Source organism: Candidatus Zymogenaceae bacterium (assembly GCA_016931225.1).
Taxonomy (GTDB): domain Bacteria; phylum Desulfobacterota; class Zymogenia; order Zymogenales; family Zymogenaceae; genus JAFGFE01.
Map to the genome: position 1 here is coordinate 35,011 of JAFGFE010000040.1, position 13,581 is coordinate 48,591.

The window sequence follows — 13,581 nt, forward strand, 5'->3', positions numbered from 1 at the left end:
ATCGGACCGGAGTCGCAAATGCGGTCTGATCGCGGTGCGATACCTGATGGAGTCCGATATGAATTGCAAACAAAGGAAATACACATGAATATCCGAACGTATCGCCCCCTCACCGATGAGGACATACTCGCCGTTCACGACGCCAGCATGGAGATTCTCGAGACGGTGGGCGTGAAGGTGGAGCTGAAGAAGATACGCGGCATTCTCGCGGACATCGGCTGTGTGGTAAACGAGGGGACGAAGGTCGTCTCCTTTCCGCCGAAGGTCGTATCGGACCACGTAGGAAAGGCGCCCCGGGAATTTATCATCTCGGGCGCGGACCCACAGCTTCAGTGGACCATGAACCCCGAGGCCCGTATCTACGGAGGTCTCGGAACCGCGGTGAATATGTACGACCTCATCTCAGGTGAATATGTGGAATCCACCCGGCAACACAACCTCAACCACATGATTCTCATCGATGCATCCGAGAACATCCACACAAACCAGACCGACATCACCCCCACCGACATCCCAATGCACACCGTGCATGTCAAGACCTTCAGGGACTGGTTTGTCAACTGCAGAAAGTCCTCGGGCATGGGCGCCTTCGGCGTCATGGCAACCACCGACATGATGGAGATGCTCTCCATCGCGGTTGGGGGCCGTGTGGCCATAGAAAAGAGGCATCCGTATCTTGTCATCGTCAGCATTCAGAGCCCCCTCTCATCGGCACAGATGCAGCTTGAGGGATTGATGATCCTGGCGGAAACAGGGCAACCGGCGCTGCTTTCGCCCGAGTGTATGGCCGGCACCACGGCGCCCGTGACCCTGGCGGGGCTCATCGCCCAGCACAACGCCGAGGTCCTCTCGCACGTGGTCATGGCCCAGGCGGTGAATCCCGGTACCCCGGTCATGTACGGCACCGTCTCGACGATCTCGGAAATGCGTCGGGGGACCACCGCCCTGGGATCGGTGGAGACCGGCATCATCAGCGCCTCTCTGGCGCAGATGGCCCACCATTACGACCTCCCCTGCCGGGGCGTGGCCGGGGCGACGGAATCGAAGACGATGGACGTCCAGTGCGGCGCGGAGCGAATGCGCTCGATGACGCTTGCGGCCATGGGCGGCGTCAACCTGATAACCTGCGCCGGAACCCTGGAATCCACCACCGCCGGCGCCCACGAGCTTGTCCTTATCGATGATGAGCTCGCCTCGTCCATCGAGCGGGCCATAGGCGGTGTCACCGTGGACGGGACCCACATCGCCCTGGATGTGATCCAACGCGTCGGCCCGGACGGCAATTTTCTTATGGAGCCGCACACCCAGCAGCACTTCCGAACGGAACACCTGATGACAAAACTCTCGAACCTGGACAAGAGAGACGTCTGGGAGCGGGAGGGAATGCGCGACATGGCGATTCTGGCGAGAGAGAAGGCGAAAAAAATACTCGCCGACCACCAGCCCCGGGAACTGGACCCGAAGCTCATCTCCGAGCTGGATCGGTATGTGAAAACGGTCGAGGAACGCTCGGTTGATGATTTCTTCGCCGCCGAGTGGGAGGCGTAATATCAATCGGATCGACTTTATGAAAAATCATGAGGTATATATGCCGCGCGTTGAGCGTTAACAACCGACACAGGATATGTAAAGGAGGATATATATATGGCCGCACAGATACTGGACGAGCTGAAGGAAGCAATCGTCGAGCTGAACATCGATGAGACGGAAGAATTGACACAAAAGGCGCTGGACGAGGGCCTGAGCGCCGTCGCCATCCTGAACGACGGACTCCTTCCCGCCCTGGATGAAGTAGGCGTGCTGTTTCGGGAGGGGGACTATTTTCTGCCCGACGTGCTCATGTCCGTGAAGGCGTACGATAACTCCTTCAAGCTTCTCAAACCGATGCTCCAGGAGGGGGACTATCAGGCGAAGGGAACCGTCATGCTCGGTACGGTGGCAGGCGATATCCACGATATCGGAAAAAATATCGTGTCCGCACTGCTGCAGGGCAACGGCTTTGATATCATCGACCTGGGCGTCGACGTGCCGGCCCAGACCTTCCTTGACAAGGCCAAGGAGGCCAATCCTCACATCATCGGCATGTCCGCCATGCTGACCACCACTATGCCCGCCATGAAGGACGTCATCGACGTATTCACGGAAAACGGCGTGAGGGATCAATTCAAGTTCATTATCGGCGGCTCTCCCCTCAACCAGAAATTCGCCGACGAGATCGGCGCCGACGGGTACGGAGAAGACGCCCAGGCCGGGGTGGAGCTGGTCAAGCGACTCTTGGGCGTGTAAGGACATTCATAGAAACAACGGCAATCGCCCGCCCCGGGTGATGGGTGATGCTTTCGAAGCATTTTACAATAAAAACCCCCTCGACATGAGGGGGTTTTTTATTGGTAGGTATTTCGCTCCGGTAATCCGTCAGGATTTTTTCTCTATTCACTCCATGGGCATCCTCACCGTTTACCGAAGACCGGATCACCCTTCATACCCTTCAGTATTAGGTTCCCGTCGGGGAGGGCGCGAAAGATGAATACGGTCTCCCCTTCTATCATGAATTCCCTTCCGGTATTCAGCGAAATCCGCCGCTTGGTCCAGTGGGTTTCGGCGAAGATCATACCGGTATCGTCGTCCATCGATACCCGATCCACATACAGATCGATGTCAAATCCGGTAAAGTCGTCAAGCTCCTCGTTGACCGACCGCTCCAACGCCGAGTAATCGAGCATATAATCCCGACCGACCCTTTTCATGAAGGCATCCGTATTCTCAGCCTCGTAATTTTGCTCCAGGTCGGTAAGGACCTCATTGACCTGATCGTATTCGTCCACAACAAAGGGCGTGTTCGCGGCACATCCTGTACATATCAGGACGATACATCCGAGGAAAAACGCCCTGAATATCCTATCGGTGCTTCTCCATGACACCATCGATCCACCTCAGTATCATCTATAGATATAAATATCCTCCCACAACTCCGCACGATACAGACCGTGTACATTATCTGTTGATTTCCCTAAAGACTCTCTATCCGATCCCGCTCCATCTTAAAAATCGGGCGGCGAAGAGCTATCCTCCGGGGATCCTTCCGACTCTCCGTTGGTCGGTTCCTCGGGTGGAATCTCGGGCGGAATTTCAGGCGGAACCTCCGGAATCTCTCCGGGAATACCTCCCTCGGGAGTGACACCTTCCTCGGTTGTTGTATATTTTTCCAGGTCGATGGTGGTTTCGTCGAAGACTTCCGATTCACCGAGCTTTTCAAGATCGAAATAGACCGACGGCTCGAATGGAGCTTCCTCCTCCTCGACGACAGCTTCCACCGGTTCCGGTCGTATCTTCGATCCGACGACAACCATTTCACCGAAGGGTATACCGCTCTTGCCCCAGATCGTCGTCCATGTATCGACGATGAAATTAACGGCGGCATTATAGTAATCATCATCGGTCAGACTCTTATACCAGATGTAATCGACAAATCCCTTCAGGTCTTCCGAGTAATTCACAATGGAATGAAAACCATCGTACGTAACGGTGAGGTAGCTTTCGGAGATGAGAAATTCCAGCGGATATCGGGGGGCAACGCCGATATACCGCTTCGGCTGAATGGAATCGGCGACATAATGACTGACCATTCCCATACGATAGGCGATCACATTCTTCTCGTCGATATCCTCCATTAAAAGCTCCATTACGTTCAGGGCGAGCTTTTCGACTTCGTCCGGGGCGTCCCCCCGATCCCCTTCGGGAATGTAGTAATGCTTTCTATAGTTGAAGGCATATCCGCTCGGAGTAGCAAGTATCGTATCCAGATCGACGGCGCCCCTCAGCACATCCTCAATGTATGTACTCATAAAAACACGCAACTCGTACGGACACAGGGCAATGGCGTCTTTGACCATTTGAACATGATATTCCGTATCCCATCCAAATGCCGTGGACGACACAAGGAGCAGGCATACTATCGCCAGCGCAACGGTTTTCGACCGCATGGTCTCGACTCCTTTTTTGCGAAATTAAATTAAATGTAGTATAAGTTTTGCAAAATTATATATAATATTAAGGCCCCGTGTCAACCCTTTTTTTCACCTTTTATGCCGTGTGAGGGATTGTCGCCGTCTTTTTTTCAAAAAAACAAAAAAAACGGACCTTTTTTGATGGAAGGCCCGTTTTTCTCCGTGAACATGAGATAGGGGAGCACCTCCCCCCTACTCCGTTATTCTCCGGCGCCGATGGTCTCTATGGATGTCCCCGGAGGGAGTTGAACGTCAAAAGCATCCGCATCCAGCGATATATTGATTCTTTGATTCGAAAAAACGAGCTCCGTCACGTCGCCCCCGGTCTCATAAAAGGCGACGGCGATCGGCATATATTCTTCATCTATACGGATGACTACCTTTTCCATCCCATTGCCGTCGTTTTTTTCTTTCGGGATGAACGTCACCTCGATGGTTTTCCCATCCTTCTTCATCGTCACGTCGAAACGATCCTTCATCTCATCCATTCCCCCTCCCATGCCGAAACCCATGGGCGCAAGGTCCATCGTATTATCATCGCCCGAAAGATGGATGATCCGCGCCTGGTTGAGACCGGGGAAGTAAAACATCACCTGCCCGGGAGAGATGCTCATAACGGTGTCGTCCGGGGGATCGTATCGCCACAGCATTCGTTCCGGTTTTTTAAACAACAGGGTTCCCGTTGAGTGTATAGTATCGGAAAAGAGCGCAAGGCTCTTTTCCTGTCGGAAATCTGCGCCGAAGGTCTCCACACCGCTCCAGAAATTTTCCATCCCGGCGAGTACCGTATCCGCCTCACTCTCCCCATAGGCCGCGGGAACCACAAGCACCATCAGAAGCAGTGCTGTGAGGAATGTTTTGCGCCCCATGCTATTGTTCACGTCCATATACCAGCTCCGTGAGGGTTACGGATGAAAGCCCTTTTTTGGAGAGCTCATTGAGGATGGCATCGAGCGCCGTTATCGTGGCGTTTCGGTGAAACCTGGCGGAGACCCGCTTTTTCCCTCCGCCGTCCGAGGGCCTCGCCAGCGTGGTGCCGTCGTGAAGCAGTACGATCGATCCCGGCCTCACCCGGCGGCTGACGTGACGAACAATACGCCACGGATCGGTAAAAAACGTATCCCAGCCCTTCACGTGCCACCCCGCAACCATAAGACCGAGGCGGCGGGCGGCCCGGAAGGTCGCCTGGGTTGTGTACCCCATGGGGGGACGAAACCAGCGTGGGGTGATGTTGAACCGTTCCACCAGCAGTCGCTGGCACGCCTCGATCTCTTTCAGTTGCTCTCTGAAGGGCTGAAGGGAAATGAGATGCCGGTGGTGCATGGTGTGGTTGCCGATCTCATGTCCCTCGGATACGATACGCCGTATGATGTCCGGGTGTTCGTCCGCCATACGGCCGGACACGAAAAACGTCGCCCTCGCACCGTGCCGCGCCAGAACGTCCAGCACAATCCCGGTATAGTCGGGATGCGGCCCGTCGTCAAACGTCAGGGCGACGACGTCCTCCCTCCCGGAAAGGCGGCACAGGGCGCCTCCGAAGGGAGCAGCCCTGATCCAGAAGATGCCGAGCACCCACCAATGGATCAGGAGAAGAAGCGACGCCAGAACAAGGAAACGGGTTCCCTCGCTTCGATCCAAAAGACCCGCACTAATCGTCAGGACACACAGAAGTACGAACACGCCGGGGCCCGCATTGCGAGAGGGATACCCCGGCGTTTCGGCGTCCCGTTTCACGCTAATAGGTCTCCATAACGACCTGGTATTTAACCGCCTCGGTGAAACAGCGGTTCACCTCGCCGAACACGATGGTGCCTTCGTGCCGCTCGCCCGGATCCAGCTCTCCGGTATGACTGAAGGAGCCGGCGGTGACAAGCTTTCCGTTCTTGTCAAAAAGGGCCACGGCGATGCCGTAGTCTATCTCGTGTGCGGTATTATTGTAGACGACAAATGTCATGTAGGGGCCGCTGGTTGCGCTCAGGCCGAACCTGCCGGTGGTCCCCTTGGTATCGGTGGTGAATCGAACCTCCTTGAGAACCAGCCCGCCGACCTCCATGTCAATCGTCTCCCATTTCTCCATGGTCAGGCTTTTCGATTTCGAGACGGTCTCTCCCCAGGCGTACGTCGCGGGAAGAGCGACAAGACAGATAAGCGCCAGGACGGCCGTCAGGTGCAGATATCTCATAATTTCTCCTTCAAAAACGTTCCTGCTCTCTGTATGTTATGTTCACTCATTTTAAAAACGGTTCACACTGGGGAGGGAGTATCGATCAGAATGTGGGAGGGCTGAACTGGTCCAGGGGCATGATCGTCCAGGGTTCTTCCGGGGTTGTTTCGAACACCTCGTCCGTCATGGATTCATTGATTGTGAGACCCTTGAGGGTGATGGACATCGTCTGTCCCAGAACAAGATCCGTAATCACAATCGTCGCCGGAATCAGGAGACCGTCGACCTCCTGGAAATCCTCATAGGTCGTCCGGGATACACAAACGCCGTCTGCAAATCGCTCCCGGATCAAAGGATGCATGGTCTCCCGGTCGATGACAACCTTCTCGGTGATCTCCCACGACATGTCGGATTCACCGGGAACAGGCGATATGCCGTAGAGAGTCGTCTCCCTCTCTCGATGCTCCAGGAAAAACACACAATCGTCATCATCCTTCGTCAACGCATTGAAGAAATCGGAAAAAGGCATGTTTGAAATATCGATACGATCCGCCCCCTCCCCGTTGGAGCCGGTGTCGGCGGTATATGCGATCATTTGCTGGGGTAAAAACAGGGTCAACACATCACCGTTCGCCACCGCTTCAAACAGCACAACACCGAAGGGTCCGATATAGGTGAAGCGGACGGCGTCCGGGGTGTGGATCGCCAAGTACCCGGCGATGCTTCGGGGCGCCGTCCCGTCTCCCATATCCATCGTTATCCGCACCGTGCCCCGGAGGGTATCAATCCCGCCAAGGACATCCCGGAGCGACAGCGCTTCCTCGAGCGTGATGCGGGGTGCGAAGGCTTCCGGAGCGATCTTCGCGTTCGGCGTGATGGTCGTACAGGAAACAGCCAGGAGGAAGAGAACAAGGACCGCCGGTATTGCGTAGATCTGAAAAATACGATCAGTACTCTTCATTCCAGGCCTTTTCGGCATATACGGCATAATCCTTGGCATATTGATCGAGAAAATTTGAGAGCTCGGATACGACGTTGTCCGCCCCGTCGTGGGTGAAGTAGACCCCGTCCATCGAGGAAACCTCCCGGAAGACCTCCGGGTGATCGATGATCATGCAGGGCCGAAGGTGATTGCTGTTTTTTTGCTGGCAGGAACGGATAAATGAAAACGAATTGGAGTTAAGCGCCACCTTCAGGGACGTGTCCTTGATGTTGTGCTCGGCGAAGTGACAGAATACGCAGGGTTCCACGTCCCCCTGGGAGTTGATATGAAAATATTTCCTTCCCGCCGCGATGCAGCCCCCCACCACCGGGCCGTCGTTCCAGAAATCCGCTACCAGTATGGGCTTGGTGTTTCGGACATGGCGAACCCAGCGACGTAGTCTGTCTCTCTGCTCGGGGGTTTGCATCAGCTCAAGGTTCGGCTCCCGTCCGATGGGGACATAGGTGAAGTACCACCCGATGGTGCAGCCCATATCCACCATGTGATCGACGAACACATCGCTGGTAATCAGGTCGGTATTTATCCTTGTGGCAGTAGCTGAAAATCCGAAGAGGACCCCATCCTCCCTGAGCAGACGCATGGCCTCCATGACCCTTTTATAATGCCCCTCGCCCCTTCTTAAATCCGTCTCCTCCTCGAATCCCTCGATGCTGATGGCGGGCAGGATATTCCCCGCACGGGCGATGCGCCGGACTAACGGTTCATCCAGGAGCCCGCCGTGTGTGTATACCTGAAATGCCACGTCATGATGCTTTTCGAAAAGGTCCATCAGGTCTTTCCGGAAAAAGGGCTCTCCCCCGGAAACCACCACGAAGAACATGCCGATCTCCTTGCCCTCGTTGATGACCCGATCCAGGACGTCGAAGGAAAGCTCCTCATCCCGTCGGTAGCTCCCGGCATAACATCCGAAGCAGTTGAGGTTGCAGCGCATGGTGGGAGAGAGAACCATAAGCCCGGGAGGATAGAAGCCGCCGGGGGTTTCGGAAAAGCTCTTTCTGCGGTTGCTCCCGATGAGGAGCTGGTTTATGATAAACGCCTTGACAAGGGCCTTGCGGTGACGGGGGCTGGTTTCTCGAAGGACTTTTTTGAACACGGTGAAGCTGGGATGGTCGTTACGGAACATCTCGCGGATCATCGTGATGGCGCGCTTATAATGATCCCGCTTGGTGATTCTTTCCATCCAGTAGGTGGTTCGGATGAGGTTCTCATCGGAAAACGTAGAGAGCACCCCCAGGCCGTGATGCAGAACCTGCACGAGGAAAAATCGTCTAAACTCGTCATATATAGACATGCTGAGCCTGTTTTCCGTTAATCACATGAATAAAAAAGGCCCTGTCGGAACTCTTGGCCCTGTTGCCTTATCTATAAAATTTTAGTACGAATTATCAATAGCGTCAAGGAAAAAGGGCGTCAATTTCATCCGACATCGCCCCGTCGCCAGAAAATACTTCTCAGATATATCATGCTGATCAGAAACGTGTCGAGAACCGGTCTGAAATTACTGGTGTGGTCTTCCATATAAATCGCCCTGATCGGAACAAAGCAGAACCGAAAGCCGGCCTTCCCGGATCTGATTATCGCCTCCGCCTCCAGATCGAACCGCGAGGCGGAAAGGCGTATGGTCGAAAGCAGCGTGCGGGAGTAGATCCGCATGCCGGACTGGCTGTCATCGACCCGATTCCCGGACGCCCGGGACAGGAAAAAATTCCCCACCAGATTCGGCCAGAGTCGATATGTGGGGATGTTGTCCCGCTGACCCATCCGGGAGCCGAAGATCAGATCGCCCCTTCCTTCCTCGAAAGCCGAGACCAGACGCGGGATGTCGTCGGGGTCATGCTGCCCGTCGGCGTCCATTGTCAGTATCCCGTCGGGCATATCAAAGGGCGATTTGTCGCCCGTGAGGGCCGCAAATCCGGTGCGTAAAGCCGCTCCCTTTCCCATCCTGGTCTTGTGGGAGACGACCCGCGCGCCGCATTTTTGTGCCACAGGTCCGGTTTCATCAATGGAGCCGTCATCGACAACCAGCACGTCCGGGATATGCTTCCGGGCGCCGGAGACGACATCCCCTATCGTCGGCCCCGCGTTGAGGGCCGGTATAAGGACGACTATCTTCTTCGCTTCCTTCTGTGAGCCGAGCCCTTGTGTGGAAACAGTTTGCTCCATGCCAGTACCACCGGGGATGCCACATAGATGGACGAATAGGTACCCACGAGGATGCCCACCGTCAGGGCGAACGCGAAATCGTGGATAACCCCGCCGCCCAGGAACAGGAGCGCCAATACCGCCAGCAGCGTCACCCCGGAGGTGATGATCGTACGGGACAGGGTCTCGTTGATGCTGCGGTTCATGACCTCCTCTTCCGGCTCCTTCCTGGCCTTTCTCAGGTTTTCCCGGATTCGGTCGAAGACCACGATGGTATCGTTGATGGAATACCCGATGACCGTGAGGATCGCCGCGATAATAGGAAGCGACACCTCGTAGTTCATGATGGAAAAGGCGCCCAGAGTGATGATTGAATCGTGAACCAGGGCCGCCACGGCGCCCAGTGCGTAGCGAAACTCAAAGCGAACGGAGACGTAGATGAGAATGCCGACCACCGCCAGGACCACGGCCAGAAGTCCCTTTCGTTTCAGGTCCTCCCCCACCCTCGGGCCCACCATCTCCACTCGGCGAAGCTCCACGGATCCCTCTCCGAAGTGATCCGTGAGATTCTCCATGACCATCTCCGACAGTGTCGCCACGTCAAGGTCAGTCTCCACCACGCGGATGATGTATTCATTCTTCTCGCCGCCGGTGAAGCTCTGCACTACCGGGTCCTTCAGACCCGCCGTCGTCAGGATGTCCTTTATCTCGGAAAGGGTGACTTCCTCGGAAAACTGCACCTGGATCAGGCTTCCCCCGGCGAAGTCTATACCGTAGTTCGGGCCGCCGTGAAGCACCAGTGAGCCGATGCTGATGACGATCAGGACCAGCGAGACGATATATGCGTACGTACGCTTTCCGATGATATCGTAGGATACGTCCGGTTTGATGAATTCCATAAGTCATTCTCCTCTATACGCTCAACCGCTTGATCCTGAAGCGGGACATCGCAAATTCGAAAACGGTCCGGGACACAAATATGGCGGTAAAGAGGCTTGTAACGATACCCACACTCAATGTCACGGCGAATCCCTTCACCGGCCCGGTGCCGAACTGAAACAGCACGAGGGCTGCGATGAGGGTCGTGACGTTGGCGTCAAGAATCGTGAGAAACGCCTTGGAATACCCCCCCTCGATCGACGCCCGGGGAGTTTTCCCCAGGCGCAGCTCCTCTCTGACCCGTTCGAACACAAGGACGTTTGCATCAACCGCCATACCGATGGTCAGGGCGATGCCGGCGATGCCCGGCAGCGTCAGGGTGGCCTGAAAGGCGCTCATGATGCCCAGGATGATAACCATGTTCAAAAACAGGGCCAAATCCGCCACCAAACCCGATGCGCCGTAGTAGAGCGCCATGAAGATGACCACCAGGGCGCCGCCCACCAGGGTCGCCATAAATCCCATCCTGATGGAATCCGTACCGAGGGAGGGACCCACCGTCCGCTCCTCCAACAACGTCAGCGTTGCCGGCAGTGCGCCGGCCCGAAGCACGATGGCCAGCTCCTTGGCCTCATCCAGGGGAAAGCTCCCCTCGATGATGGCCGCGCCGCCGGTGATGCGGGATTTAATGACCGGCGCGGAATAGACGTTGTTGTCCAGTATGATGGCAAGCCGCCGCCCCACATTGTCGCCGGAGACCTTTTCGAACAGCGCCTCTCCCCGGCGGTCGAATTCGATATGCACGTAGGGCCTTCCCGCCTTGGAGGAATCGAACGCGATGGTTGCGTCGGTGATGACCTCGCCGGTCATCTGGGTTTCCTCTTCCACGAGATAGGGAACCTCATCCATGATCTCGCCGGTTTCTCTGTCCTTCACCTTCTCGTATACGAGCTCCATCCCCTCGGGAATATTTCCCTTGAGGGCCTCAGACAGCATCTCGTCGTCATCCACCACCAGCTTGAACTCCAGAAGCGCCACCTTCCTGATCAGCTCCTTGGCGCTCTCCATATCGCTCACGCCGGGAAGCTGGACCAGGATGTCGTATTCCCCCTGGCGGATAATTTCCGGCTCGGTCAGGCCCAGCTCGTCCACCCGGTTTCGGATGGTCTCCAGGGTCTGCTCGACGGTGCGGTCGTTGAACTCGGCCAGGTCTTTTTCCCGGTAGACGAACCTGATCTCCATGCCGCCCTCTTCAATGGTCCGGGACTCGGTGACCGTCAGCATCCGGTATCGCTCGGAGACATAATCCTTAAGGGCTTGTTCATCCTCGGAGCTTGACAGCACGACCACCAGCTCCGTACCTTCCCGTCCGGATTTTTTATACGCAATCCCCTCGTCATCCATGTACCCCCCCACCTCGGTGGAGAACCGATCCAGGGAATTGGCCAGGGCCTCGTCCAGATCCACTCCCAGAAGCAGGTGCATGCCCCCCTTCAGGTCCAGCCCCAGGTGCAGGGTCTTGGAGGGAAGGAGCTTTACCCGTTCGTCCCCCATGGCGATGCCATTGGTCATCCAGTTTGGAAGGGTTCTGTCTTCTTTCACAATCAGGGTGGGTATGAGGTACGCCACCGAAACCAGCACCACCACAGCGATAATGCCAAATCTGATGCGTAAATCCTTGATCATCTTCTCTCTCTCTTTCCGCCCCGGCTTCCGAGGGATGGGAAAAACCGCCGCCGGTCACTTCCGGTGTGCCTCGTATCTCCCCTCCCGGAACCCGGGCATGAAATCTCCGGCTGCGGGATACGCAGCGGATATCCTCCGATTCGTCGTCGTCCGTTCACATTCATCCCGGAGGTGTCGAAGGCAACGCCACAGGACAGCCTCGTTACGATCAGCTCGGCTGATCTTCCCGCTTGACTACGGCGATGGACGACTTGGTCACCTTGACCTTGACGTTCTGGGCCACCTCAACCGTGGCCAGGTTTTCCGCCACGGAGGTGACGGTGCCGTGGATGCCGCCGGCGGTGACCACCTGGTCGCCCTTCTTGAGCGCTTCCACCATGTTCCGGTGATCCTTCTGCCGCTTCTGCTGGGGGCGGATGAGCAGGAAGTAGAAAATTACGAAGATCAGGATGATCGGCACAAAGGCGCCAAAGCTCCCCAGGGGGCCCTCCGCCTGTCCCTCGGGGGGTGACATGGCCGTCAGGGCCGCCGCGATTGAATACAGAGTGAATGTCATGTATCTTCTCCCGTGATTTTTTCCAAAAAATCCTTCTGAAACGTTTTCATCGTGTCTGTTCGTATCGCCCGCCTGATATCCCCGATAACCTTGAAATAGAAGGCCAGGTTATGCAGGGTGTTGGCGATGGACGCCAGTATTTCCCCGGAGTGAAATAAATGCCTGAGATACGCCCGGGAAAAGGTTCGACAGGCATAGCAGTCGCAGTCCTCGTCCACCGGTCGCTCGTCCCGCTTGAAGCGCTCGTTCTTTATCACGAGCTTGCCCCGGGAGGTAAAGAGCGTTCCGTTTCGGGCGTTCCGCGTAGGCATGACGCAATCGAACATGTCGGCCCCCAGGGCTGAAAGGTTCACGAGGTCCTCAGGGGTCCCCACGCCCATGATATATCGGGGCTTCTCCCGGGGGAGCTCCCCAAGGGCGACGTGTGCCATCTCGTACATCAATCCCTTGGCCTCGCCCACCGAAAGCCCCCCCACCGCATAGCCGGGAAAGTTAAGCTCAACCGTCTCTTGGGCCGAGCGGCGTCGCAGGTCTTCGTACATGCCCCCCTGGACGATGCCGAAGAGCGCCTGGGCGGGAATCGTATGGGCGTGCTTGCATCGCTCGGCCCACCGGAGCGTCAGCTCGAGAGATGACGTGGTCTCCAACCGGGTGGCGGGATAGGGCGTGCATTCGTCCAGACACATGATGATGTCCGCCCCCAGGGCGTTCTGTATCTCCACGGCGCTCTCCGGTGTCAGGAGGTGCCGGGAGCCGTCCAGGTGAGACTGGAAGCGCACGCCCTCTTCGGTGATGGTGCGAAGCTCTCCCAGGCTGAACACCTGGAACCCCCCGCTGTCCGTCAGGATGGGGCGGTCCCACCCCATGAAGGAATGCAGCCCCCCCATATCCCGGACCACGTCGTGTCCCGGTCTCAGGTACAGGTGATACGTATTTGAAAGAACGATCTCGGCGCCCAGTTCAACAAGACGGTCGGGGCTCATGGCCTTGACCGTCCCCTGGGTGCCCACCGGCATGAATACCGGCGTTTCCACCGCGCCGTGGGGCGTTTCCAGCATTCCCCGTCTGGCGTCGGTATCCGAGCTTGTATCTAAAACGGTATATGAAAACATCGGCGCACAATCGGCCGGCACGTATTATGTGT

14 protein-coding genes are annotated in these 13,581 nt (G+C 56.4%); 2 read left to right on the forward strand and 12 right to left on the reverse strand.

Features of this window, described 5'->3' with window-relative positions:
* The first annotated feature begins 18 nt into the window (after positions 1-18).
* Complete coding sequence (locus tag JW885_15600; protein MBN1883592.1) at positions 19-1,548, forward strand: trimethylamine methyltransferase family protein; 1,530 nt, start codon at positions 19-21, stop codon at positions 1,546-1,548.
* Positions 1,549-1,644: 96 nt separating this feature from the next.
* Positions 1,645-2,286: a corrinoid protein gene (locus JW885_15605; protein ID MBN1883593.1), complete on the forward strand. Its 642-nt coding sequence runs from the start codon at positions 1,645-1,647 to the stop codon at positions 2,284-2,286.
* Positions 2,287-2,450: 164 nt separating this feature from the next.
* Here the strand turns inward: JW885_15605 and JW885_15610 are convergent, their stop codons facing one another.
* The 12 genes from JW885_15610 to tgt all read right to left on the reverse strand — a co-directional run bounded on the left by JW885_15610 (position 2,451) and on the right by tgt (position 13,549).
* The gene (locus JW885_15610) at positions 2,451-2,924 is read right to left on the reverse strand and encodes a hypothetical protein (GenBank protein ID MBN1883594.1); all 474 of its coding nucleotides are present in this window, start codon (positions 2,922-2,924) and stop codon (positions 2,451-2,453) included.
* Between the two features lie 117 nt (positions 2,925-3,041).
* Positions 3,042-3,983, reverse strand: a complete 942-nt coding sequence (locus JW885_15615; GenBank protein MBN1883595.1) for a hypothetical protein — start codon at positions 3,981-3,983, stop codon at positions 3,042-3,044.
* 224 nt (positions 3,984-4,207) lie between these two features.
* Entirely contained in the window at positions 4,208-4,894 is a 687-nt protein-coding gene (locus JW885_15620; GenBank protein MBN1883596.1) for an outer membrane lipoprotein carrier protein LolA, read from the reverse strand.
* Positions 4,878-5,741, reverse strand: a complete 864-nt coding sequence (locus tag JW885_15625; GenBank protein MBN1883597.1) for a polysaccharide deacetylase family protein — start codon at positions 5,739-5,741, stop codon at positions 4,878-4,880. The genes JW885_15620 and JW885_15625 overlap by 17 nt, the downstream gene beginning before the upstream one ends.
* Position 5,742: 1 nt before the next feature.
* Positions 5,743-6,189: a hypothetical protein gene (locus JW885_15630; protein ID MBN1883598.1), complete on the reverse strand. Its 447-nt coding sequence runs from the start codon at positions 6,187-6,189 to the stop codon at positions 5,743-5,745.
* Positions 6,190-6,274: 85 nt separating this feature from the next.
* The gene (locus JW885_15635) at positions 6,275-7,132 is read right to left on the reverse strand and encodes a hypothetical protein (GenBank protein ID MBN1883599.1); all 858 of its coding nucleotides are present in this window, start codon (positions 7,130-7,132) and stop codon (positions 6,275-6,277) included.
* A complete protein-coding gene (locus JW885_15640; protein ID MBN1883600.1) occupies positions 7,119-8,465 on the reverse strand; it encodes a radical SAM protein in 1,347 nt (448 codons plus the stop codon). The genes JW885_15635 and JW885_15640 overlap by 14 nt, the downstream gene beginning before the upstream one ends.
* Before the next feature lie 125 nt (positions 8,466-8,590).
* Complete coding sequence (locus tag JW885_15645; protein MBN1883601.1) at positions 8,591-9,337, reverse strand: glycosyltransferase family 2 protein; 747 nt, start codon at positions 9,335-9,337, stop codon at positions 8,591-8,593.
* Complete coding sequence (gene secF / locus JW885_15650; GenBank protein MBN1883602.1) at positions 9,280-10,215, reverse strand: protein translocase subunit SecF; 936 nt, start codon at positions 10,213-10,215, stop codon at positions 9,280-9,282. Before secF ends, JW885_15645 begins: the two co-directional genes overlap by 58 nt.
* 13 nt (positions 10,216-10,228) lie before the next feature.
* Positions 10,229-11,881, reverse strand: a complete 1,653-nt coding sequence (secD, locus tag JW885_15655) for a protein translocase subunit SecD (protein MBN1883603.1) — start codon at positions 11,879-11,881, stop codon at positions 10,229-10,231.
* A gap of 208 nt (positions 11,882-12,089) precedes the next feature.
* On the reverse strand, positions 12,090-12,437 hold the full coding sequence (gene yajC / locus JW885_15660; GenBank protein MBN1883604.1) for a preprotein translocase subunit YajC: 348 nt from the start codon (positions 12,435-12,437) through the stop codon (positions 12,090-12,092).
* Positions 12,434-13,549 carry a tRNA guanosine(34) transglycosylase Tgt gene (gene tgt / locus JW885_15665; protein ID MBN1883605.1) on the reverse strand — a complete coding sequence of 372 codons (1,116 nt, stop codon included), beginning with the start codon at positions 13,547-13,549 and terminating at the stop codon, positions 12,434-12,436. The genes yajC and tgt overlap by 4 nt, the downstream gene beginning before the upstream one ends.
* Positions 13,550-13,581: the final 32 nt, after the last annotated feature.